We start from the raw sequence: 21,977 nt of genomic DNA on the forward strand, positions 1-21,977 counted from the left end.
CACCCCCTCCTTTCTTTGCGGGCAAGTACAGGGAACGCAGTATGTCCGAACACCTTCTTTATCTGGTTCAGCAGCTGCTGAACGGGTTAACCATAGGTAGCACCTATGCGTTGATCGCCATCGGCTACACCATGGTCTACGGCATCATAGGCATGATCAACTTCGCCCACGGCGAGGTTTACATGATCGGCTCCTATGTCGCCTTCATGGTGATGGCCGGGCTCATGATGATGGGCATCGACAGCACAGTGCTGCTGCTGGGCGGCGCCTTTCTGATCAGTATCCTCATCACAGGCAGCTATGGCTGGACCATAGAGCGGGTCGCCTATCGCCCGCTGCGGGGCGGCAATCGCCTCATCCCCCTCATCTCCGCCATCGGCATGTCGATCTTCTTGCAGAACATGATGCGAATGGCACAGGGCTCGCGCGATATCGCCATGCCCACCCTGATCTCCGGGGGTTGGACCCTGGGCGGTGAGGAGGGCTTCCAGGCCAGCCTCTCCTACATGCAGCTCATCATCTTCGTGGTGACCTTCATCACCATGCTGGCGCTGACCCAGTTCATCAACCGCTCCCGCATGGGCCGCGCCTGTCGCGCCTGTTCGGAAGACATCAAGATGGCCAACCTGCTGGGCATAGATACCCATGTGGTCATCTCCATCACCTTCGTGCTGGGGGCCGCCCTGGCCGCCGTCGCGGGCGTGCTGCTCGGCATGTATTACGGTGTCATCAACCCCTATCTCGGCTTTATGGCCGGTCTCAAGGCGTTTACGGCAGCGGTATTGGGCGGCATCGGCAGCATTCCTGGCGCCGTGATCGGCGGCCTGCTGCTCGGCGTGGTCGAGGCGCTCACCGCCGGTTACCTCAGCACCGAGTACAAGGATGTGATGGCCTTCGCCCTGCTCATCTTCGTGTTGCTCTTCATGCCCACCGGCATTCTCGGCCGTCCGGAAGTGGAGAAAGTCTGATGAAACGTCAATTTATCCATGCCTGCATCGCCAGCCTGATGCTGCTGGTGCTCTCCTTCTGGCTGCTCGGCTTCAAGCTGGAGACCGATGGCTCCCGCCTGCTGGTGGTGAGCCGGCTCGATGTCTCCCTGGCCTGGCTGCTGGGGGGCGCCACCATCGTCTTCTGGTTCCAGATGCTGCGCGGCCAGATCAGTCGCCTGTTCCAGGCCTCCATCAGCGGCTTCTCCGTCGGCTTCACCAAGCTGGTGCTGCCGAGCCCGGAGGAGGCGCCAAAGCTCTACAACCTCACCGCCATCCTGGTGCTGTTGTTTGCGGTCAGCTGGCCCTTCATGGCGTCCCGTGGTGCCATCGATCTCGCCACCCTGGCGCTGATCTACATCATGCTGGGGCTGGGGCTGAACGTGGTGGTGGGCCTCGCCGGCCTGCTGGATCTCGGTTACGTCGGCTTCTACGCGGTCGGCGCCTACAGCTACGCCCTGCTCAACACCTACTTCGGCCTGAGCTTCTGGGAGTGCCTGCCCATCGCCGGCCTGATGGCGGCCACCTTCGGCTTCCTGCTCGGCTTCCCTGTGTTGCGGCTGCGGGGGGACTATCTGGCCATAGTCACCCTGGGCTTTGGCGAGATCATCCGCATCCTGCTCAACAACATGACCACTCTGACCGGCGGCCCGAACGGGATCTCCGGCATTCCCAAGCCGACCCTGGGCGGCCTGGAGTTCAACCGCACCGTCAAGGACGGGGGCTTTGGCACCTTCCACGACTTCTTCGGCATCGCCTACAACGCCAACCACAAGGTGATCTTCCTCTACCTGATGGCGCTGGTGCTGGTGGTGGCGACCCTGTTCGTCATCAACCGCCTGCTGCGCATGCCGCTGGGCCGTGCCTGGGAAGCGCTGCGGGAAGACGAGATCGCCTGCAAGTCCCTGGGGCTCAACCCCACCATCATCAAGCTGACCGCCTTCACCATAGGCGCCTGCTTCGCGGGCTTCGCCGGCAGCTTCTTCGCCTCGCGCCAGGGCTTCATCAGCCCGGAGTCCTTCGTCTTCATCGAGTCGGCCATAGTCCTGGCGATCGTGGTGCTGGGCGGCATGGGCTCCCAGATCGGGGTGGTGCTGGCAGCCATCGTCATGACGGTACTGCCGGAGCTGGCCCGTGAGTTCAACGAGTACCGCATGCTGATGTTCGGCCTCTTGATGGTGTTCATGATGATCTGGCGGCCGCAGGGACTGCTGCCCATGAGCCGACCCCATATGGAGCTGCGCAAATGAGCAAGCTGAACAATACCAACAACAAATTGCTCGACGTCTCTGACCTGTCTATGCGCTTCGGCGGCCTGCTGGCGGTCAACGGCGTCAAGCTGGATGTGGACAAGGGCGAGGTGATCTCCATCATTGGCCCCAACGGGGCGGGCAAGACCACCATCTTCAACTGCCTGACCGGTTTCTACCGCCCGACCGGCGGTACCATCCGCTACCGTGGCGAGGAGATCCAGGGGCTGCCCGGCCACCTCATCGCCCGCAAGGGCATAGTGCGCACCTTCCAGCACGTGCGCCTGTTCAAGGAGATGACGGCGGTGGAGAACCTGCTGGTGGCCCAGCACAGGCATCTCAATACCGGCTTCATCGCCGGGCTGTTCAAGACCCCGAGCTTCCGCCGCGCCGAGAAAGAGGGGCTGGAGCAGTCCGCCTTCTGGCTGGAGAAGGTGGGTCTCAAGGATCTCGCCAACCGCCCCGCCGGCAACCTGGCCTATGGTCAGCAACGCCGGCTCGAGATCGCCCGCTGCATGGCGACCCGGCCCGAGCTGCTGATGCTGGATGAGCCGGCCGCCGGCCTCAACCCGCACGAGACCGACGAGCTCAACGACCTCATCTCCAACCTGAGGGACGAGTTTGGCGTGTCAGTATTGTTGATAGAGCACGATATGAAGCTGGTAATGGAGATCTCCAACCGTATCTTCGTGGTGAATCAGGGCACCCCGCTGGCCCATGGCAAACCGGACGAGATCCGCAACAACCCGGCCGTGATCAAGGCCTATCTGGGCGAGTCGTAAGGAAATCAAGATGTTAGAACTTCGCAACGTATCGACCCACTACGGCAAGATCCAGGCGCTGCACGACGTCAGCGTCGAGATAAAAGAGGGGGAAATCGTCACCCTGATCGGCGCCAACGGCGCCGGCAAGACCACCCTGCTGATGACGCTCTGCGGCGAACCCAAGCCCAGCAGCGGCAGCATCTGGTTCGAGGGGGAGCAGATAGACTCCCTCAGCACCGCCCGCATCATGCGCAAGGACATCGCCGTGGTGCCTGAGGGGCGCCGCATCTTCGCCCGCCTGACGGTGCAGGAGAACCTGCTGATGGGGGCCTTCTTCGTCGACAAGGCCGAGCAACCTGCCCTGCTGGATCAGGTGTTCACCATGTTCCCCCGGCTGCACGAGCGGCTGGAGCAGCGGGCGGGCACCATGTCCGGCGGCGAACAGCAGATGCTGGCCATAGGCCGGGCCCTGATGAGCAAGCCGCGCCTGCTGCTGCTGGACGAACCCTCCCTGGGGCTGGCCCCCATCATCATCCAGCAGATCTTCGACACCATAGAGCAGCTGCGCCAGAAGGGGATGACCATCTTCCTGGTGGAGCAGAACGCCAACCAGGCGCTCAAGCTGGCGGATCGGGGCTATGTGCTGGAAAACGGCCGGGTGGTGCTGCAAGACACGGGGGCGGCCCTGCTCGCCAACCCGGCAGTGCGCCAGGCCTATCTCGGCGGCTGATCATGAGCAGGACAGAGGCAGGGCCGGACAGACACAGCTTCTGGCACGACCCTGCCCTGCCCTTCATTGAGGCGCGGGCGGTGCAGGATGGCCGCCACGTCTGCTACGACAAGCACAGCCACGCCCACTTCTCCATCGGCGCCATCACCGGCGGCCACAGCCACTACCTCAACCAGCGGAGCCTTCAGGAGGTCGGCCCGGGTTCCCTGGTGCTGATGAATCCGGAGGAGGTGCACGCCTGCAACCCCATCGCCGACCAGCCCTGGTCCTATCTGATGTTCTACCTCGACACCGACTGGCTGCGCAGCCAGCAGGAGGAGGCCGGCCTCGGCAGCGAGTTTAGGCCCTTCGACATGACGGCGAGCCGGGATCCCCTGCTCTACCAGGGCTTGCAGCACCTCCATCACCAGTTGGTGCAGGCGCCGGATCCCCTGGCCCGCGAGGTGGCCTGCCACCTGTTCAGTCGCCAGTTGCTGGCCAGGCTCACCCCGGCACGCTGGGACGATCGCCCGCCCCAGCACCTGCAGCGGGCCGCCGAGCTGATGCAGGACGACAGCGCCAGCCCCCTCAGCCTGTCACAGCTGAGCGCCGTTGCCGGGCTCACCCCCTCCCACTTCGTGCGCGCCTTCAGCCAGCATTACGGCATGACCCCCCACGCCTATCTGCTGGACAGGCGCATCCGCCACGCCCGCACCCTGCTCAAACAGGGGCAGCCCCTGGCCGAGGTCGCCCTGGCCAGCGGCTTTGCGGATCAGGCCCACTTCCAGCGCCAGTTCAAACGCCGGGTCGCCGCCACCCCGGGCCAGTACAGGACCCAGCTCGCCCGTCAGGCTGAACGCACCAGATAGGCGGCGCTGAGCAGCAGCAAGAGTGCCATGGCCCGGTTGAACCAGCGCAGTCGGCGAGGCACCAGCAGCAGCCCCTGCATGCAACTGCCGGCATAGGCCCAGCAGGCGATTGAGCCGAGGCAGATCACCAGATAGACAGAGGTAAACAGGGCTATCTGCCCCAGCCCGCCCGCGACGCCGTAGGCCCCCATCCCCATGCTGGCCGCCAGCCAGGCCTTGGGGTTGAGCCACTGCATCAGGGCCCCGTACCAGAAGGCGGGTGGCGCCCCCTCGACCCGCTCCAGCTGCCCCCTGTCCACCAGCAGCTGCCAGGCCATGTAACAGAGAAAGAGCACGCCGCCCCAGTGGATGGCGCCCGCCGCCACCGGCCACCGGGACAGGGCACCGCCGAGGCCCAGCCCCATCAGCAGGAGCAGCAGGATGAAGCCGAGGGTTGCTCCCACCACGTGGCGCAGGCTGGCCGGGAAGCCGTAGCGGGCACCTGTGCCGAGGGCGACCAGGTTGACTGGCCCCGGGGAGATGGACATGGCCAGGGCAAACCCGGACATGGACAACAACAGACTGATTTCCATGGATGATGCTCACGCAAAGGATTGAGCCACCAGCCTATCCGGCCCGCCCGGGCCGATATTGAAGGAAATTGCGATCCCGCGGCACATGGCAAGGCACATTGCGGGCTTAGCGCTAGCCACGGCTTGCGGTAAACTGGCCCTCAATCATCTATTTGCAGGACATCTCAATGGACCAGTTTGCCCATATCAGCGCCCAGGATGCCCACCAGAAGCTGGAGGCCGGTGAGGCCCGTCTCGTGGACATTCGTGATCCCCAATCCTTCGAGACGGCCCACGCGGTCGGCGCCTTCCACCTCACCAACGGTTCCCTGGTTCGCTTCATGAACGAGGTGGACTTCGACACCCCCGTCATAGTGATGTGCTATCACGGCAACAGCAGCCAGGGGGCGGCCCAGTATCTGCTGCAACAGGGCTATGACGCCGTCTACAGCCTGGACGGCGGCTTCGAGGCCTGGCGCAGGGAGTTCCCGATCCAGGCAGGCGACGCATGACAGGGGCGGGCCACTCCTCCCCGGCCGGCATGATCCAGCTGCTGGTACTGGGTGACGCCCGCATGGCCCAGACGCTGGTGGATTACCTCGCCACCCTGGGCATCTCGTGCGAGCTGACCCAGTCCGAGCTCGGCGTCTCCGTCTGGCTGGCGAACGAGCAGCGCCTCGCCCAGGCCCAGCTGGAGGTGAAGCGCTTCCTGGCCGAGCCCAACCACCCCCGCTACATGGAAGCCTCCTGGCAGTCCGGCCGGGCGGATGCCCGCATCGACTACAGCAAGGGGATGACGGATCCCGTCACCGACTTCCTCCATCAGGCAGGCCCCCTGACCCTGGTGGTCATCATCGCCTGCCTGGCCATCTATGCCCTCGACGCCATAGGCCTGCCCATCTTCGACGAGCTGGCGTTCCACCCGACCCTGGCCCAGTTCACCGACTGGCAGGCCTGGCGCTACGTCACCCCGGCCTTTATCCACTTCTCGGTGCTGCACCTGGTGTTCAACCTGCTGTGGTGGTGGTATCTCGGCGGCCAGATCGAGCAGCGGCTCGGCAGCGGCAAGCTGTTTATCCTGCTCATCGTTGGCGCAGCATTACCCAATATCGCCGAGTTCTTCGTGAGCGGCCCGCGCTTTGGCGGCCTCTCCGGGGTGGTCTATGCCCTGCTCGGCTACAGCTGGATGCGGGCCAGACTGCAGCCTGCCTGCGGCCTCACCATGCCGCCGGCCCTGATGGGCTTCATGCTGATCTGGCTGGTGCTCGGCTTCTTCGACATGCTCGGCACTCCCACCGCCAACATGGCCCATCTGGTCGGTCTGCTGGCCGGTCTGCTGCAAGGCTGGCTGGACAGGCATCACAGACCGGCGTGAGACCTGGTTGTCGGCAAGTCTTTCGACCTGCTCGGCAGCCAGAGCGACCGCCAACATGGCGCATCTGGTCGGTCTGCTGGTCGCGGCCTGCTGCAAGGCTGGCTGGACAGGCATCACAGACCGGCGTGAGGCGTTTGCTACAGTCAGCCCACCGCTATTACCCCAAAAACAAAACGCCGCCCCTAAGGGCGGCGTTTTTATTATCCAGCTGGTTTACTGCTTGAGCAGGCTGGCGTCGGTCACCTTGACCGCAGTACCGCCGCTCGCGAAGAAGCTGCCGAACTGGGTCTGCATCTCTGAGGTGACGGCGCCGGTCGGATCGAAGTTCTCATCCGGTGCCAGCAGCGAGCTGTGACCACCTGCCACGAAGCGGGTGGCGTGGTGGTTGGCCGCACCGGTCGCGCTCAGGGGTTGCAGGGCCAGCACCTTGAACAGCGGCTCGGTGCCACCCAGGGGGGCGGTGGCAATGCTGTTCGGGATAACCCGATCCGACAGGCTCAGGGCGCCGTCGCCGACGACTTCGGTGGCAAACAGCGGGAAGCCCGCCGCTATGCCGCGACCCAGGTTGATCGGATCCGCCGAATCCAGCACCGACTGGGCCGCGAAGCTGTAGCTCTGCAGGGTACCGGCCGCGCTCGCCTGGGTGGCGGCGTCCAGGCTCGGCAGGAACTCGTTGACGAAGCAGGTCGGCGCCGCCGTCTTGCAGTTCGGCGCATAGGCGGTGAAAGCCGTCTTCAGGGCAGCACTGCCACCGGTCAGCACGCTCATCTGGATGGTCGGGCCGAAGGTCGGCGAGTTCAGCAGCAGCGGGGCTATGCCGCCACCCGGCATGGCCAGGCCGCCGGTGGTGAACTTGAACAGGGCATCCGCCTGGGCGTTGCCGATGGGCTGGTTGGCCACCGCCAGCAGGTTGGCCCCGGCGATGGCACCCAGGGAGTGACCCAGGAAGTGCACCTTGAGGCCCTTCTGACCGATAGCACCCTTGGCATTGGCCAGACCCACCGCCAGACGCAGGCCCAGCAGATCCGCCACGCTCTGTTTCAGGTTGTCCCGCGCCACCGTCAGGTAGCTCAGGTTCAGGTAGGGGGTCGGGTTGTCGGAGGTGGTCACCGAGTCCGGACCACCGGTCAGGGCGAAGCCACGCTCCCCATGCAGTGGATGATCGATCACCACCACAGCCACATTCTTGCTCGCCTGGGCACCGGCACCGATCTGACCCAGCGCTAGGGCGTAGGCGTTCTCCTTCACCGAGGTGACGCCGTGCTGATAGATGATCACATCCGTGATGGCTGTCAGCGGTGCCGCGGCGAAGATCCGCATCGGCACGGACTGCACCTCTTCCAGCTTGGGCAGCGGGTTGAAGCGGCCTATGTTCATCTCGGGATCCAGCGCCTTGCCGCCGGAGGTGAGGGTCACCCCGATCAGCTTGCTCGCCTCCGCCAGCAGCTCGGCCTGACGGCTGGGCTCGGCGATGAGCTCGCCCAGTAGGGCCGGATCCACACCGGCGCCCACCAGACCGCCGATCACCTCGGCATCCTGTGCCTTCAGCGCATTGGCGATGGCATAGAGGCTGGGGATGGCACCATGCCAGGACTGGGTCCTGGCCTTGTCCCAGGAGCCGGCGGTGGCCGGAGAGGAGAGGAAGTAGGGCAGCTTGACGGTACCGCTGTAGACGGTGGCCGCCTTGGCCAGGCCGTTAAGCGGGGTGCCGGTGCCGAAGGCTGCGGCAATGGCATCTTTCTGCTCTTGCGGCAGGAACTGTTCCGCATCCAGCTGGGTCAGGAAGGTATTGCTACCGGTCACGGCCAGGGTGTAGGTGCCGGGCAGGCTGGTGTTGCCCAGGGCATCCTGCTTCCACAGGGCGGCTGCGTCCAGGGTCGGGCTCTTGAGCACGGAAGCGGCCGCGCCCTTCACCGCCACCAGCACATCGGCACCGGACTGGGTACCGAACCAGTCGGAGAAGATCACGTGATCGCTGGTGATGCCGGTGGCCGCCTTGAACAACCCTTCCTGCAGCGCGATCAGGCCGCTGATGGTCTGCTCCTGGGCATTGCTGCCGGTGGTGCTCTTGTAGTTGCTATAGTCGCTGCCCGCCCGCAGGGGGTTGCCGCTGCTGTCCTTGAGCGAATCGGTCGCCACTATCATGTAGTAGGAAGAGGGATTGAGCGGCTTGAGCGGCACCAGGTTCAGCTTGCCCGCCGACTCGGCGACCACGAAGTCCACCCCGTAGGTCAGCACCTTCTTCACGCCACTCGGGCGCAGGGCGGCGCTGTCGAACTCCAGCTCCAGCAGGTAGAGCGGGGCCACTGAGGCACCGAATTCGGCGGCGGACGGCGCCTTGACTGTGATGCCCGAGGCAGTCACTGGCACTATCTGGATCGCCTGGGTAGTGGACCAGCCATCCAGGGTGGAGAGGGCTGAGACTGGATTGGAGAGATCGGCCGTTTCGGTCGAGAACTTCAGGGTGCCGTCACTGGCACGGGCGGCCAGGGCGCTGGGGCGCGCCGCATTGGTACCGCTCAGCAGATAATCGAGATAGCTTGAGGTATCGCCTTTGTTTTCGTCACTGCCACCACAACCGCTCAGCAGCGCACTGACGACTGCCGCGTAAATTAGCTTCTTTTTCATATCCTTATCTCTTTATATGTTGTTATCCATGATGAGCCTGACGGGGTAGGGTCCAAACCCGACCGAGTCATATTAACAGCAACGCAACAATTAATAAGCCTCTGGTCGGTCATCTGATCTGATTTTTTTGTGTACAACATCAAGGAATTGGAATTGATCCCCGGCGCCAGAGGGTAACAGCCTTCCCCTTATCACCAGACCCGACCAGAACCTTTCAGCGTCAGTGGCGCAAAAAGCCACCCCGATCTCGGCAAAGGGGGGGATTTGTCGGTAGAATGGCGCCATTGCTTAAGGAGAACCCCATGATCGACCCGAAAAAACTGGAAGAGATCGCCAAACAGATACACAACGCCCTGCCGCCCGGCATTCGCAGCATGGGTGAAGAGGTGGAGAAGAAGACCCGTCAGGTGCTGCAGGCCCAGCTGAACAAGCTGGATCTGGTGAGCCGCGAAGAGTTTGATGTGCAGACCAAGGTGCTGCTGCGCACCCGGGAGAAGCTGACCGCTCTCGAGGCCAAGCTGGCTCAGCTGGAACAGCAGCTCGGCGCCAAGGGCGAGTAATACGGCTCGACGTCCCGTCGGCACATAAAACAAACCCCAGCCAGGCTGGGGTTTGTTGTTTCTGATGCCCAAGGGGGAGCCGATACGGGCTGGCAAACCAGTTTGCTCATCCCACCCCTTCTCCCGCGAGGGGAGAAGGGAGGGGATCGGCGTTCCTCGGGTAGACGGTGATCAGATGAACTCGTAGGCGTCGCCGAAGATGCGCTCTGGCTCGGCACCCAGCACCTTGAACTCCTCGCGGGCGGCACCCGCCATCTCGAAGCGACCGGCCACATAGATGTCGTAGTCATGCAGGCTGACGAAGTCATCCATGATGGCCTTGTGCACCAGGCCGGTCTTGCCGGTCCAGTCCGCTTGTGGCTCCTGCACCACGGGGATGAAGGTCAGCGGCGCATAGTCGCGCTCCCACTGCTGCATCAGCCCCTGTTCATAGAGCCAGTGCGCCTGGCGCACGCCCCAGTAGAGGAACACCGGGCGCTTGCTGCCGGTATCGATCAGATACTCCAGGATGGCGCGGGCGTAGGAGAAGCCGGTACCACCCGCCATCAGGATCAGGGGGCGCGGCGATTCGTCACGCAGGAAGGCCTTGCCCGCCGCCAGCTCGATCTCGATCTCCCCCTGCTCGCGCATGCGGGCCAGCACCTGACCGGCGTAGGCGTTCTCCGGGGTGGCACCGATCTGCAGCTCCAGCACACCGGAGCGGGTCGGCGAGTTGGCGATGGAGAAGGGGCGCTTGTCCGAATCGCTCATCACCACCAGCAGATACTGGCCAGGCTTGAAGCTCACCGCTTGCTGCGGCGTCAGGGCCACGTGCCAGATGGTGTCGACATATTCGCGCAGTTCCTCTACGCGGCACTTGATACGTTGCATTCTTGTCCTTGTGAGGGGCCTGCCCGGCCCGCTTCGCTCATGGTTTCACTGTTTTCTGGCGACCAGCTTGTGGTCAAGTCAGTCGAGCATACCCAATTCGGCACGGCAATACCGCACTTTTGCGTCGACATGGCCGCCAGCCCGGGCGGGTCGCTCAGTCGAGGATCTTCAACTCGTCCCAGATCCCGTCGATCTTCTGCTTCACCGCCTCGTCCTGGACTATGGGCTGACCCCACTCCCGGTTGCTCTCCCCCGGCCACTTGTTGGTGGCATCCAGCCCCATCTTGGAGCCGAGCCCCGAGACCGGCGAGGCGAAGTCGAGATAGTCGATGGGCGTGTGTTCGATCAGGGTGGTGTCCCGCGCCGGGTCCATCCGGGTGGTGATGGCCCAGATCACGTCCTTCCAGTCCCGGGCGTTGATGTCGTCGTCGCAGACGATCACGAACTTGGTATACATGAACTGGCGCAGGAAGGACCAGACCCCCAGCATCACCCGCTTGGCATGGCCGGGATAGCGCTTCTTGATGGTCACCACCGCCATTCGGTAGGAGCAGCCTTCCGGCGGCAGGTAGAAGTCCACGATTTCGGGGAACTGCTTCTGCAGCAGCGGCACGAACACCTCGTTCAGCGCCACCCCGAGCACAGCCGGCTCATCGGGCGGACGGCCGGTGTAGGTGCTGTGATAGATGGCATCGCGGCGCATTGTCATGTGGGTGATGGTGAACACCGGGAACTCGTCCACCTCGTTGTAGTAGCCGGTGTGATCCCCGTAGGGACCCTCGGGTGCCATCTCCCCCGGCTCCAGATAGCCTTCCAGCACGATTTCGGCGCTGGCGGGCACCTCCAGATCACAGCTCAGGGCCTTCACCACCTCGGTGCGGCTGCCCCGCAGCAGGCCGGCGAAGGCGTATTCGGAGAGGCTGTCCGGCACCGGCGTCACAGCGCCGAGTATGGTCGCAGGATCGGCGCCGAGCGCCACCGCCACCGGGAAACGCTCACCCGGGTGGGCCTCCTGCCACTCGCGAAAATCGATGGCGCCGCCGCGGTGATCCAGCCAGCGCATGATGAGCTTGTTCTTGCCGATCTTCTGCTGACGGTAGATGCCGAGGTTCTGGCGCTTCTTGTAGGGGCCTCGGGTGATGGTCAGCCCCCAGGTCACCAGGGGCGCCACATCACCGGGCCAGCAGTGCTGGATGGGGATCTGGTCCAGATCCACCGCATCCCCCTCCAGCACCACCTGCTGACAGGGGGCGGAGGAGAGCCGCTTGGTCGGCATGTTGAGCACCTGCTTGAAGATGGGCAGCTTCTCCATCAGCTCCTTGAGACCACGGGGCGGCTCGGGCTCTTTCAGGTAGGAGAGCCAGACCCCTACCTGGCGCAGGGCACCGACGTTGGGCTGGCCCATGCCCATGGCGACCCGATCCGGGGTGCCGAACAGGTTGGTCAGCACCGGCATGGAGTAGCCTTTGGGATTCTCGAACAGCAGGGCCGGGCCGCCCGCACGCAGGGTGCGGTCGCTGATCTCGGTCATCTCCAGATAGGGGTCTATCTCGCGGCTGATGCGCTTGAGCTGTCCGGTTTGTTCCAGCTGCGCGATGAAATCACGCAAGTCCTTGTATTTCATGCAGGTACCCTAGCGGGGTCAGGAGGTTCCGCATTATAACCCTGGCCGCGCATCCGGTGTACCCGTATCGGGCAGCATGACGGACGAGGCGTGACGTCGCTCCTGTCGGGTGAGCCTGTCCGCCAGCTGGCCCAGCAGCCTGGGCTCGTCCATCTGCAGCAAGAGACCGGCCACCAGGCCGCCATACTGGTGCTTGCCGAGCTCCGCCAGCAGGTATTGCTGGGCACCGTCCGGCAGCGGCGAGAGCCGGCTGAGCTGCTGCAGGGCGGGGATCATCAGCCGCCCGTTGCGACTGGCGGCGATCAGCAGATCGCTCGCCTCCTGGCCGGTATGGAAGCGGGGAATGGAGTGCAGGGCCGTCAGGCTGTCGTGATCAACAGGCTGACGCCACAGCTTCAGGTAGAGCGCGGTATCGCCGGTCCGCTCGATGAGGTGCAGCAGCAACTGGTTGTCGGGCAGGAAGAGGTTGAGGGAGGCGAGCCGGTCGGCCTCGCGCCGCAGCACCGGGGTGGGCTGCTCATCGAGCACACTCAGCAGCGCCTGTTGCTGCCGGGCCAGCTCAGGGTTGCGGCTGTAGTAGACCTGCTTGTAGTCGAAGCGGTTCTGCTCCAGCAGTTGGCGGTAGTTGTCCTGCCAGGCCAGCTGCTGCCAGTGGTTGAGCACCAGCCGGGCCTCGGCGGCAAAATCATAGGCGGGCAGCTGGACCAGGAAACCGTCCACCTCCCCCTCCACCAGCCATTGTGGCGCCTTGGCGGCTTGCTTGCGCACCCAAGCCAGCAGGGCGGGGCTGGGGGCATCCGATGACTTGAGCCCGCTCAGCAGCTGATGCAGCAAATATTCCCGCTGCCCCACCGCCAGGCTCTCCAGCAGGGCATCCATGGCGTCAAACTGGTCGAGCGCCAGCCGGCCGTTCAGATAATCACTGTGACCTTGCAACCCCTCGTCAGCCACCAGCGGCGCCCGCTGCGGCGGGAGCGAATCGGCCTGCACCGGGGCGGCCAGCATCCAGCAGAGCCCTATGAGAAATACCAGCTTCATGACGTCCCTGTCCTTGTGACATCGAGGCTCACATACTACTAAGCCAGCCGTGAAATAGATAAACAAAAACCGCGACCTGGGCCGCGGTTCTGTCATTCCAAGATGCAGTTATTTCTGCTGACGCTTCATGGAGTCGAAGAACTCGTCATTGGTCTTGGTGGCTGCCAGCTTGTCGATGAGGAACTCGATGCTGTCGATCTCGCCCATGGGGTGAATGATCTTGCGCAGTATCCACATCTTCTGCAGCTCGTCCGGCGCAGTCAGCAGCTCTTCCTTGCGGGTGCCGGAGCGGGTGATGTCGATGGCCGGGTAGACACGCTTCTCGGCAATCTTGCGCGAGAGGTGCAGTTCCATGTTGCCGGTACCCTTGAACTCTTCGTAGATGACTTCATCCATCTTGGAGCCGGTGTCGACCAGCGCGGTGGCGATGATGGTCAGGCTGCCGCCTTCCTCAACGTTGCGGGCAGCACCGAAGAAGCGCTTGGGCCTGTGCAGGGCGTTGGCGTCCACACCACCGGTCAGTACCTTGCCGGATGAGGGGATGACGGTGTTGTAGGCACGCGCCAGACGGGTAATGGAGTCCAGCAGGATGACCACATCCTTCTTGTGCTCGACCAGACGCTTGGCCTTCTCGATCACCATGTCGGCAACCTGAACGTGGCGCGAAGCAGGTTCGTCGAAGGTAGAGGCGATCACTTCACCCTTCACCATGCGCTGCATCTCGGTCACTTCTTCGGGACGCTCGTCGATGAGCAGCACGATCAGTTCACAGTCCGGATGGTTGTAGGCGATGCTCTGGGCGATGTTCTGCAGCAGCATTGTCTTACCGGCCTTGGGCGGCGCCACGATCAGGCCACGCTGGCCTTTACCTATGGGGGCAGCCAGGTCCAGCACGCGGGCTGTGATGTCTTCGGTCGAGCCGTTGCCACGCTCCATGCGCAGACGCTCGTTGGCGTGCAGCGGAGTCAGGTTCTCGAACAGGATCTTGTTGCGGACGTTTTCCGGGCGGTCGTAGTTGACCTCGTTGACCTTGAGCAGCGCGAAATAACGTTCGCCCTCTTTCGGTGGCCGGATCTTGCCGGAAACGGTATCGCCGGTTCGCAGGTTGAAACGGCGGATCTGGCTCGGGGAGACGTAGATATCGTCCGGGCCGGCCAGATAGGAGCCGTCTGCGCTGCGCAGGAAGCCAAAGCCGTCGGTCAGGATTTCCAGCACACCGTCGCCAAAGATATCCTCGCCACCCTTGGCGTGCGCCTTGAGGATCGCGAAGATGATGTCTTTCTTGTGCGCCCGAGCCAGATTTTCCAACCCCATGGATTCGCCAAGCTGTACCAGCTCAGACACAGGAGTGTTCTTTAGTTCAGTCAGATTCATAGTGGTGAAAGTCTGTAAGCAAGGATTGAAATGAGGAGACAGTCTGCTGGATTGATGCTGATCGGATTTGACTTGCCAGGCTGCTGTTAAGCAAGAAGTCAGGCAAAAAGGTTAGCAAACGAGCGATAAACTAGCACCAATCGGGATGAGCGTCTAGGTGATAAAACACAAGGAGCGCATTATTGCAATGCGCTCCTTCTTGATTATTACAGGTTACCGTCCAGGAACTCTTTCAGCTGAGTCTTGGACAGGGCGCCGACCTTGGTCGCTGCCACTTCGCCATTCTTGAACAGCAAGAGGGTCGGGATACCGCGAATGCCATACTTGGGCGGAGTGTCGGCGTTATGATCGATGTTCAATTTCGCCACTGTCACGCGACCGGCATATTCTTGGGCGACTTCGTTCAGGATCGGGGCAATCATCTTGCACGGACCGCACCATTCAGCCCAGAAATCGACCAGAACGGGGCTGTCGGCTTTGATTACATCGGCCTCGAAGCTGGCATCGCTCAGCTGAACAATCTTGTCACTCATCTCCAACTCCAGTCAGTAATTAAGGCTTTATTGATGGTTCAACAAAGGCAATAGTTGCCCTATTTGAAATGATCCTGTTTATTATTGCAAGCCTAACCTGATAACCTACCGCCATGAGCAAAACACATCTAACGACCGAAAAATTCGCCCAAATGGGCCTCGAACCCGAAGTTCTGGCTGGTCTGGAATCAAAGGGATTTCACTATTGTACGCCCATCCAGGCACTGTCTCTGCCCCTGCTGGTAGAAGGCCATGACCTCGCCGGTCAGGCCCAGACGGGGACCGGCAAGACCCTTGCCTTCCTGGCCGCGACCTTCAACTATTTATTGACCCATCCCCTGACCAGGCCGCGCCTCGTCAACCAGCCCCGCGCCATCATCATGGCCCCGACCCGGGAGCTGGCGGTCCAGATCTACAACGATGCAGAAGGCATGTCTGCCTCCACCGGGCTCAAGCTCGGTCTCGCCTATGGTGGCGAAGGCTATGACAAGCAGCTGGCCGTGCTGGAACAGGGTGTCGACATCCTGATCGGTACCACAGGCCGCATCATCGACTACTTCAAGTCCAAGGTGATCGATCTGGGCAACATCCAGGTCGTGGTGCTGGATGAAGCGGATCGCATGTTCGACCTCGGCTTCATCAAGGACATCCGCTTCCTGTTCCGCCGCATGCCGCCCGCCACCGAGCGTCTGAGCATGCTGTTCTCCGCCACCCTCTCCCTGCGGGTGCAGGAGCTGGCCTACGAGCACATGAACCACCCGGAACACGTGCAGATAGAGCCGGAACAGATGACCGGCGTGCGGATCAAGGAGGAGCTGTTCTACCCCTCCAACGAAGACAAGATGCTGCTGTTGCTCTCCCTGATGGAAGAGGAGTGGCCGGAAAAGGCAATCGTCTTCGCCAACACCAAGCATGTCTGCGAAGACGTACATGCGTGGCTGGAGAACGACGGCCACCGTGTCGGCCTGCTGACCGGTGACGTGCCGCAGAAGAAGCGGATGAAGATCCTGGAAGACTTCACCAAGGGCACCCTGGACATCCTGGTCGCCACCGACGTGGCCGCCCGTGGTCTGCACATCCCCGACGTGACCCACGTCTTCAACTACGACCTGCCCGACGATGCCGAAGACTATGTACACCGTATCGGTCGTACCGGTCGTGCCGGCAAGAGCGGTCACTCCATCAGCCTGGCCTGTGAAGACTATGCCTTCAACCTGCCGGCCATCGAGGAGTACATCCACCACGCCATCCCGGTCAGCAAGTACGATCGCGACTCCCTGCTGGATGATGTGACAGCCCCGAAACGGGTGTTCCGCAACCGTCAGCCGGTGAACCGCAACATGCGGGATCGCCAGGGTGGTGGCAACAGCAACAACCGCCGCCGTCCGCCACGCAAGAACTAAGGGACTGGCCCAGTTGCACAACTCGCCGCTCTATGCCGCCATCGACCTCGGCTCCAACAGCTTTCACATGCTGGTGGTGCGCGAGGTCGCCGGTGCCCTGCGCACCGTCACCAAGGTCAAGCGCAAGGTTCGCCTCGCCGCCGGTCTCGATCCGGAATTTCGTCTCAGCCGTGCCGCCATGGAGCGGGGCTGGGACTGCCTGCGTCTGTTCTCCGAGCAGTTGCAGGACATTCCGTCCGACAACATCCGGGTGGTGGGAACCGCCACCTTGCGCCTCGCCACCAACGTTGACGAGTTCCTGAGCGAAGCGGAACGGGTGCTCAACCACAGCATCGAGATCATTTCGGGCGAGGAAGAGGCCAAGACCATCTACGAGGGGGTCTCCTGGACCTCCGCCGGGGAAGGCAACCGCCTGGTGATCGACATCGGCGGCGCCAGCACAGAGCTGGTGATAGGCGAACACAGCGAAGCCAAACTGCTCAACAGCCTGCACATGGGCTGCGTCACCTGGCTCAACAATCACTTCGGTGACGGCGAGCTCTCCGAGGCCCGTTTCCAGCAGGCGATTGCCGCCGCCAAGACGGTACTGGAGAAGGTGGCGGAAGATTACCGCGCTCTCGGCTGGCGCACCTGTGTCGGCGCCTCCGGCACTGTCCAGGCGCTGCAGGAGATCATGCTGGCGCAAGGGAAGAGCGAGCGGGTCACCCTGCCCAAGCTGCAGGAGCTGATGGGTCAGGCCATCGCCTGCGGCAGGCTGGATCGGCTGCAGCTGGAAGGACTGGCCGCCGAGCGGCTGACTGTGTTCCCCTCCGGCCTCGCCATCCTGATCGCCATCTTCGAGACCCTGAACATAGAGAGCATGACGCTGGCGGGTGGCGCCCTGCGGGAAGGCCTGATCTACGGCCTGCTCGGCAACAATCACGACTGTGATGCCCGGGACAGAACCGCCGACAGCCTGATCAGCCGCTATCAGCTGGATAAAGAGCACGCCGAGCGGGTGCGCGACACCGCCGTCGAAGCCTTCAACCAGCTGCAACCGGCCTGGCGTCTCTCCAAGCGTTACGGCCGCCCCATCCTGCGTTATGCGGCCCTGCTGCACGAGATTGGCCTCTGCATCGAGTACAAGAAGGCACCGCAACACGCCGCCTACATCATCGACAACATCGACATGCCGGGCTTCACCCCTGCGCAGAAGAAGCTGTTGTCGGCCCTGCTGTTCAACCAGCGGGACGAATTCAAGCTGGACACCCTGGAGAAGCAGGGCGCCGTCACCGGTCGCCAGGCGATCAGGCTGGCCCGCATCCTGCGCATCGCGCTGATCCTCTGCATGCGCCGCACCCAGGGCACAGTGCCCAGCTTTACTCTGCAGGCCGAGGAGGAGTCGCTGACCCTGACCCTGCCCAAGGGGTGGATGGACGAACACTACCTGCGCGCCAGCGAGCTGCGGCTCGAGGTGGAGCGCCAGCAGAAGATGGGCTGGCCCACCCGCGTACAGGAAGCCTGAACCGGAAACTTGCTTGTCTGGGAGTCGATCATGCCGGATTACCAACCCATCAGCTGTGACCTTTACGACTGGCTCGAAATTGCCGCCCGCTGGCAACTGCCGGTGACCCTCGCCAGCCGCGACGGTCGTCGGTGGGATGACAGGGTCCGCACCATAGAGGCCAGCGACGGCGTCGAGTATCTGCTGCTGGAGAGCGGCGAGCGCCTCAGCCTCGCCGACCTGGCGACCCTGGATCTCGTCTGGCAGGGGGAAGCGCGGCATATCCGCTTCGCGCCCGCCCGCTGACCCCAAAGCAAAAAGGAGGGCCAACATATGTTGGCCCTCCTTTTTGTATCTCGCCTACCCTGGCTGGCTTTAACCCGCCAACGCCGCCATCACGTAGACATCGAAGCGGTTACCCTTGGTCTCGATAGCCATGCTTGGTTTATGTTCATTGAGCCAGCCAGCATAGGCTGGGCGCTTTACCACCACCCGCTTGTTCGCCATCTTGAGCGCGGCAGGCAGCAGGGTATCCGCATCGAGATCCGGCCCCACCAGGGACTGGAACACCCGCATCTCTTTTTTCACCAGCGCCGACTTCTGCTTATGGGGGAACATGGGATCGAGATAGATGACCTCGGGCCGCTCGCTCAACGCCAGCAGGTTGTCCACCGCAGGCCCCTGCAGTAAATGCATGCGCTCGCTGACCCAGGGGCCAATCTCGGGATCCTGGGCCGCCCGTGCCAGCCCGTCCTGCAACAGGGCCGCCACCACGGGGCTGCGCTCGATCAGGGTCACCTTGCAGCCGAGGGAGGCCAGCACGAAGGCGTCGCGGCCGAGCCCGGCGGTGGCATCCACCACTGTCGGCATGGCCCCGGACTTCAGCCCCACCGCCTTGGCGATGGACTGGCCGCGGCCGCCACCGAACTTGCGCCTGTGGGCCACGGCCCCATCCACGAAGTCCACATAGACGGCGCCCAGCTTGGGTTCGTCCAGCTTGCGCAGCTCCAGCCTGGTGTCAGTCAGCACCAGCGCAAAGGGGGCGGGAAACTCCACCTCGGCCAGACGCAGTTGCAGGGCGTCCAGCTCGCCATCGCGGGCGGGCACTTCACTGAAAACCTGGATATGGGGCATAACGAAGACTCATGGCGGCACGGAAGCGGGCATGATAGCAGAAGCGGGGGATCAGCTCACTGTGGTCAGATTGGCCAGGTTCATCCCCTGGCGATTGAGGGTCAGGTATTCCACCAGATCGTCATAGGGCAGCGGGCGGCTGAGCAGATAGCCCTGGGTGAAGGCACAGCCCTTCTGGCAGAGGAAGTTGAGCTGTTCACGGGTCTCCACCCCCTCGATCACCACCTGCATGCCGAGGTTGTGCACTATGTTGATGATGCCGTCCAGCAGCAGCCTGTCCTGCTCATTGAAGGGGATGTGGCGCACGAAGGAGCGGTCTATCTTGACCAGATCCACCGGGAAGGTGCGCAGGTAGTTCAGCGCCGAGTAGCCGGTGCCGAAGTCGTCGATGGCCAGCTTGCAGCCCGCCTCGCGCAGGGCATCGATCCGCACCCTGTGCTGATCGCTGCTCTCCATCAGCAGGGACTCGGTGATCTCTATGATGATGTCCGCCGGGTCCAGGTCGAAGTGGCGGATCACTCGCAGCCACTCGTTCGCCTCGGGATCTATGGTCTGAAACTCCAGGGTGGAGCGGTTGATGGACATCTGCAGATCCGGGAAGCCGGACTGCTGCAGGCGGGCCAGATCCCGGCACGACTGCCAGAGCACCAGAGCCCCCAACCCCTGGATGAGCCCCGCCTCTTCCGCCAGCGGGATGAAGTCCGCCGGCGACACCTGACCCCAGTGGGGGTGATACCAGCGCACCAGGGCCTCCAGCTTGGCGACCCGGCCGCTGCGATTGTCCCAGATGGGCTGATAGGCCATGGTCAGCTGCCCCAGCTTGATGGCCTCCGCCAGATCCTGCTGCATCTGGTGGCGCTGGCTCACCTCTTCCCGCATGGAGGCGCTGTAGGTACCGAGGGAGCGCCCCTGCCGCTTGGCGACGAACAGCGCCTGCTCGGCGTTGCGCAGCAGCTCGTCGCTGTCGGCCCCGTCGTTGGGGCAGAGGGTGATGCCTAAGGTCGCGGTCACATAGAGGTGCTGGTTCGCCAGCATGAAGGGACGGGCGAAGCCGCCTATCACCTGCTTGGCGAAGACCTCGGCCTGACGCCGGTTGACTATGCCGGGCACCAGGAAGGCGAACTCGTCGCCGCCGATGCGGGCCACCAGATCCTCGGTGCGCACCCGGCTCACCAGCCGATCCGACACCTCTCGCAGCAGGGCATCGCCGACATGGTGATCCATGCTGTTGTTGACCGCCTTGAAGTTGTTGAGATCCAGCACCATGAGCGCGAAGCGCTCCCCCCGCTCGCAGAAGCGGGCAAGGCAGCGGCCGAACAACCAGCGGTTCGGCAGCCCGGTGAGGTTGTCGTAGTTGGCCTGGGCGGCGATCTTCTGCTCCGCCAGCTTGGTCTGGGAGAGATCGCTGAAGATGGCGATGTACTGGCTGATCCTGCCCCCTTCTCGCAGGGCGCTGATCATCAGCTGCTGGGGATAGAGCTTGCCGTTCTTGCGCTTGTTCCACACCTCGCCGCGCCAGATCCCCACCCGCTCCAGGGCGTGATACATGTCGGCGTAGAAGGTCTGATCGTGCAGCCCGGACTTGAGCAGGCTGGGGCGCTGGCCGCGGGCCTCCTCCTCGCTGTAGCCGGTGATCTTCTCGAACGCCGGGTTCACCGAGATGATGCGGCTGTCGGCATCGCACACCAGTATGGCCTCGGAGAGATTGTCATAGACCCGGTGGGAGAGCTTGAGCTGCTCCGCATGGCGCTTCATGGGGTCTATGTTCTCCAGCACCACCATGAGGTAGTCGGGATGCATCTGCTCGTTGCGGATCAGGGTCACAGTCACCCGGCCCCAGAGCACAGAGCCATCCCGGTGCAGGTAGCGCTTCTCCTGGGTGAAGGCGGGGCGCTCTCCCCGCTTGAGTGCCTCGTAGAGAGGGATGCTGGTCAGCCAGTCGTCGGGGTGGTTGAGCTCGGCGACGGTGAGCCGCAGCAGCTCCTGCTGGCTGTAGCCCAGCATCTTCTCGATGGCCGGGTTGACCCAGAGGATGGTGCCGTTCAGATCGAGCTTGCCGATGCCGACCGGCGCATGGGACATCATGGTGTCCAGGAAGTCGGGGCATTCCGGCTGGGCGGGGAGCGACTGACGCTGCTGCTGATACATCAGGGCCAGTTCACGGCCGGCGAGCGGTGCCAACAGCCGCAGCAGCCCCATGACCTTGTCCATTCTGGGGGTGGCCCGCTTGAACATGACGCTGCACAGCCCTATGGTCTCGCCTTCGGCACTCTTCAGTGCGACGCCGGCATAGCCCCGAACCTGGCAGCGCTCCAGCACGGCCGCATGGGGAAACAGCTCCCGGGTACGATCGCTGAACCAGGCTTCTCCCTGCTGCATGGCGATCTCCCCCGGGGTATCCGCGAGGGGGAAGCTGTAGGAGTTGATGTCGAGAGAGGCGGGATAGGCGGCATGCACAGTGAAGAAGAGCCCGGCCTGATCCTTGCCTGAAACCAGGACGAAGTCAGCCCCGACCGCGTTGGCGATTTCACTCACAAAGGTATCAAAATATCCCTGACCACTCGAATGAGACAGGCTTGAGATGATTTGATAGACAGACTCGAGTGCTCGCCTCATGGCAAGGTTCTTTCTCTCCTTGGAAGGTAGAACCCGACTCTACTGAAGAGGCGGGGCCAGTGCAAACATGCACTCCGCAAGATATTAAAAACCCTTGAAAAAAGGGACCAAAAGGTCCCTTTTTATCTCAAAAATCACGCTGTGATCCCACTATGTCGCAAATCTGTACCTGCATGAAGCTCACGCCGGTGAAGGGCGCTGGGCCTCATG

General features: G+C 63.0%; 20 protein-coding genes. 11 read left to right on the plus strand and 9 right to left on the minus strand.

The window, feature by feature from the left end; all coding sequences use genetic code 11:
* The first annotated feature begins 41 nt into the window (after positions 1 to 41).
* Genes livH through ACFWHB_RS21070 form a run of 5 tightly spaced genes read left to right on the plus strand, consistent with a single transcriptional unit; the run spans position 42 to position 4,578 of the window.
* Complete coding sequence (livH, locus tag ACFWHB_RS21050) at positions 42 to 968, plus strand: high-affinity branched-chain amino acid ABC transporter permease LivH (protein WP_111913037.1); 927 nt, start codon at positions 42 to 44, stop codon at positions 966 to 968.
* Positions 968 to 2,236 (plus strand): high-affinity branched-chain amino acid ABC transporter permease LivM, encoded by a 1,269-nt coding sequence (locus ACFWHB_RS21055; protein ID WP_162627384.1) that lies wholly within the window; start codon positions 968 to 970, stop codon positions 2,234 to 2,236. Before livH ends, ACFWHB_RS21055 begins: the two co-directional genes overlap by 1 nt.
* Positions 2,233 to 3,018, plus strand: coding sequence for a high-affinity branched-chain amino acid ABC transporter ATP-binding protein LivG (livG, locus tag ACFWHB_RS21060; RefSeq protein WP_106885414.1), 786 nt, complete (start codon positions 2,233 to 2,235; stop codon positions 3,016 to 3,018). Before ACFWHB_RS21055 ends, livG begins: the two co-directional genes overlap by 4 nt.
* Positions 3,019 to 3,028: 10 nt before the next feature.
* Entirely contained in the window at positions 3,029 to 3,730 is a 702-nt protein-coding gene (locus ACFWHB_RS21065) for an ABC transporter ATP-binding protein (protein WP_106885413.1), read from the plus strand.
* Positions 3,731 to 3,732: 2 nt separating this feature from the next.
* Positions 3,733 to 4,578 carry an AraC family transcriptional regulator gene (locus tag ACFWHB_RS21070; RefSeq protein WP_289981135.1) on the plus strand — a complete coding sequence of 282 codons (846 nt, stop codon included), beginning with the start codon at positions 3,733 to 3,735 and terminating at the stop codon, positions 4,576 to 4,578.
* On the opposite strand, the gene ACFWHB_RS21075 is transcribed toward ACFWHB_RS21070, so the two are convergent.
* Positions 4,557 to 5,150: a LysE family translocator gene (locus tag ACFWHB_RS21075; RefSeq protein ID WP_025328821.1), complete on the minus strand. Its 594-nt coding sequence runs from the start codon at positions 5,148 to 5,150 to the stop codon at positions 4,557 to 4,559. The two genes, ACFWHB_RS21070 and ACFWHB_RS21075, sit on opposite strands and share 22 nt — an antisense overlap.
* Positions 5,151 to 5,317: 167 nt before the next feature.
* Here ACFWHB_RS21075 and glpE point away from each other — a divergent pair, with 167 nt between their 5' ends.
* A complete protein-coding gene (gene glpE / locus ACFWHB_RS21080; protein WP_025328822.1) occupies positions 5,318 to 5,641 on the plus strand; it encodes a thiosulfate sulfurtransferase GlpE in 324 nt (107 codons plus the stop codon).
* A 29-nt stretch (positions 5,642 to 5,670) separates the two neighbouring features.
* Complete coding sequence (gene glpG / locus ACFWHB_RS21085; protein ID WP_395950230.1) at positions 5,671 to 6,504, plus strand: rhomboid family intramembrane serine protease GlpG; 834 nt, start codon at positions 5,671 to 5,673, stop codon at positions 6,502 to 6,504.
* A 213-nt stretch (positions 6,505 to 6,717) separates the two neighbouring features.
* On the opposite strand, the gene ACFWHB_RS21090 is transcribed toward glpG, so the two are convergent.
* Positions 6,718 to 9,132 (minus strand): VolA/Pla-1 family phospholipase, encoded by a 2,415-nt coding sequence (locus ACFWHB_RS21090; protein ID WP_395949188.1) that lies wholly within the window; start codon positions 9,130 to 9,132, stop codon positions 6,718 to 6,720.
* A 302-nt stretch (positions 9,133 to 9,434) separates the two neighbouring features.
* Here ACFWHB_RS21090 and ACFWHB_RS21095 point away from each other — a divergent pair, with 302 nt between their 5' ends.
* Positions 9,435 to 9,692, plus strand: a complete 258-nt coding sequence (locus tag ACFWHB_RS21095; protein WP_025328825.1) for a ubiquinone biosynthesis accessory factor UbiK — start codon at positions 9,435 to 9,437, stop codon at positions 9,690 to 9,692.
* Between the two features lie 171 nt (positions 9,693 to 9,863).
* Here ACFWHB_RS21095 and fre read toward each other — a convergent pair whose 3' ends face one another.
* The 5 genes from fre to trxA form a co-directional block, all read right to left on the minus strand.
* Positions 9,864 to 10,562: an NAD(P)H-flavin reductase gene (gene fre / locus ACFWHB_RS21100; RefSeq protein ID WP_025328826.1), complete on the minus strand. Its 699-nt coding sequence runs from the start codon at positions 10,560 to 10,562 to the stop codon at positions 9,864 to 9,866.
* A 154-nt stretch (positions 10,563 to 10,716) separates the two neighbouring features.
* Positions 10,717 to 12,186 (minus strand): 4-hydroxy-3-polyprenylbenzoate decarboxylase, encoded by a 1,470-nt coding sequence (ubiD, locus tag ACFWHB_RS21105; RefSeq protein ID WP_025328827.1) that lies wholly within the window; start codon positions 12,184 to 12,186, stop codon positions 10,717 to 10,719.
* Positions 12,187 to 12,219: 33 nt separating this feature from the next.
* Positions 12,220 to 13,224, minus strand: coding sequence for a hypothetical protein (locus ACFWHB_RS21110; RefSeq protein WP_395949189.1), 1,005 nt, complete (start codon positions 13,222 to 13,224; stop codon positions 12,220 to 12,222).
* Positions 13,225 to 13,332: 108 nt separating this feature from the next.
* Positions 13,333 to 14,598, minus strand: a complete 1,266-nt coding sequence (gene rho, locus ACFWHB_RS21115) for a transcription termination factor Rho (RefSeq protein WP_041206691.1) — start codon at positions 14,596 to 14,598, stop codon at positions 13,333 to 13,335.
* Positions 14,599 to 14,804: 206 nt separating this feature from the next.
* A complete protein-coding gene (gene trxA / locus ACFWHB_RS21120) occupies positions 14,805 to 15,131 on the minus strand; it encodes a thioredoxin TrxA (RefSeq protein ID WP_025328829.1) in 327 nt (108 codons plus the stop codon).
* 113 nt (positions 15,132 to 15,244) lie between these two features.
* On the opposite strand from trxA, the gene rhlB reads away from it, so the two are divergent.
* The 3 genes from rhlB to ACFWHB_RS21135 are packed head-to-tail and all read left to right on the plus strand — an operon-like array spanning position 15,245 to position 18,323.
* Positions 15,245 to 16,534, plus strand: a complete 1,290-nt coding sequence (gene rhlB / locus ACFWHB_RS21125; protein ID WP_106885407.1) for an ATP-dependent RNA helicase RhlB — start codon at positions 15,245 to 15,247, stop codon at positions 16,532 to 16,534.
* Between the two features lie 13 nt (positions 16,535 to 16,547).
* Positions 16,548 to 18,038 (plus strand): guanosine-5'-triphosphate,3'-diphosphate diphosphatase, encoded by a 1,491-nt coding sequence (gene gppA, locus ACFWHB_RS21130; protein ID WP_111913021.1) that lies wholly within the window; start codon positions 16,548 to 16,550, stop codon positions 18,036 to 18,038.
* Positions 18,039 to 18,068: 30 nt separating this feature from the next.
* Complete coding sequence (locus ACFWHB_RS21135; protein WP_393937714.1) at positions 18,069 to 18,323, plus strand: Rho-binding antiterminator; 255 nt, start codon at positions 18,069 to 18,071, stop codon at positions 18,321 to 18,323.
* Between the two features lie 69 nt (positions 18,324 to 18,392).
* On the opposite strand, the gene ACFWHB_RS21140 is transcribed toward ACFWHB_RS21135, so the two are convergent.
* Positions 18,393 to 19,151, minus strand: coding sequence for a class I SAM-dependent methyltransferase (locus ACFWHB_RS21140; RefSeq protein WP_395949190.1), 759 nt, complete (start codon positions 19,149 to 19,151; stop codon positions 18,393 to 18,395).
* 51 nt (positions 19,152 to 19,202) lie between these two features.
* Positions 19,203 to 21,767 carry a putative bifunctional diguanylate cyclase/phosphodiesterase gene (locus ACFWHB_RS21145; RefSeq protein WP_395949191.1) on the minus strand — a complete coding sequence of 855 codons (2,565 nt, stop codon included), beginning with the start codon at positions 21,765 to 21,767 and terminating at the stop codon, positions 19,203 to 19,205.
* Between the last annotated feature and the right edge of the window lie 210 nt (positions 21,768 to 21,977).

The organism is Aeromonas mytilicola subsp. aquatica (assembly GCF_044336385.1).
GTDB classification, from domain to species: Bacteria; Pseudomonadota; Gammaproteobacteria; order Enterobacterales; family Aeromonadaceae; genus Aeromonas; species Aeromonas rivipollensis.

What these genes read in the sequence shown, in the direction of transcription:
- livH (WP_111913037.1), top strand. Translation starts at nt 42, where the DNA reads ATGTCCGAACACCTTCTTTATCTGGTTCAGCAGCTGCTGAACGGGTTA.
- ACFWHB_RS21055 (WP_162627384.1), top strand. Translation starts at nt 968, where the DNA reads ATGAAACGTCAATTTATCCATGCCTGCATCGCCAGCCTGATGCTGCTG.
- livG (WP_106885414.1), top strand. Translation starts at nt 2,233, where the DNA reads ATGAGCAAGCTGAACAATACCAACAACAAATTGCTCGACGTCTCTGAC.
- ACFWHB_RS21065 (WP_106885413.1), top strand. Translation starts at nt 3,029, where the DNA reads ATGTTAGAACTTCGCAACGTATCGACCCACTACGGCAAGATCCAGGCG.
- ACFWHB_RS21070 (WP_289981135.1), top strand. Translation starts at nt 3,733, where the DNA reads ATGAGCAGGACAGAGGCAGGGCCGGACAGACACAGCTTCTGGCACGAC.
- ACFWHB_RS21075 (WP_025328821.1), bottom strand. Translation starts at nt 5,150, where the DNA reads ATGGAAATCAGTCTGTTGTTGTCCATGTCCGGGTTTGCCCTGGCCATG.
- glpE (WP_025328822.1), top strand. Translation starts at nt 5,318, where the DNA reads ATGGACCAGTTTGCCCATATCAGCGCCCAGGATGCCCACCAGAAGCTG.
- glpG (WP_395950230.1), top strand. Translation starts at nt 5,671, where the DNA reads ATGATCCAGCTGCTGGTACTGGGTGACGCCCGCATGGCCCAGACGCTG.
- ACFWHB_RS21090 (WP_395949188.1), bottom strand. Translation starts at nt 9,132, where the DNA reads ATGAAAAAGAAGCTAATTTACGCGGCAGTCGTCAGTGCGCTGCTGAGC.
- ACFWHB_RS21095 (WP_025328825.1), top strand. Translation starts at nt 9,435, where the DNA reads ATGATCGACCCGAAAAAACTGGAAGAGATCGCCAAACAGATACACAAC.
- fre (WP_025328826.1), bottom strand. Translation starts at nt 10,562, where the DNA reads ATGCAACGTATCAAGTGCCGCGTAGAGGAACTGCGCGAATATGTCGAC.
- ubiD (WP_025328827.1), bottom strand. Translation starts at nt 12,186, where the DNA reads ATGAAATACAAGGACTTGCGTGATTTCATCGCGCAGCTGGAACAAACC.
- ACFWHB_RS21110 (WP_395949189.1), bottom strand. Translation starts at nt 13,224, where the DNA reads ATGAAGCTGGTATTTCTCATAGGGCTCTGCTGGATGCTGGCCGCCCCG.
- rho (WP_041206691.1), bottom strand. Translation starts at nt 14,598, where the DNA reads ATGAATCTGACTGAACTAAAGAACACTCCTGTGTCTGAGCTGGTACAG.
- trxA (WP_025328829.1), bottom strand. Translation starts at nt 15,131, where the DNA reads ATGAGTGACAAGATTGTTCAGCTGAGCGATGCCAGCTTCGAGGCCGAT.
- rhlB (WP_106885407.1), top strand. Translation starts at nt 15,245, where the DNA reads ATGAGCAAAACACATCTAACGACCGAAAAATTCGCCCAAATGGGCCTC.
- ACFWHB_RS21135 (WP_393937714.1), top strand. Translation starts at nt 18,069, where the DNA reads ATGCCGGATTACCAACCCATCAGCTGTGACCTTTACGACTGGCTCGAA.
- ACFWHB_RS21140 (WP_395949190.1), bottom strand. Translation starts at nt 19,151, where the DNA reads ATGCCCCATATCCAGGTTTTCAGTGAAGTGCCCGCCCGCGATGGCGAG.
- ACFWHB_RS21145 (WP_395949191.1), bottom strand. Translation starts at nt 21,767, where the DNA reads ATGAGGCGAGCACTCGAGTCTGTCTATCAAATCATCTCAAGCCTGTCT.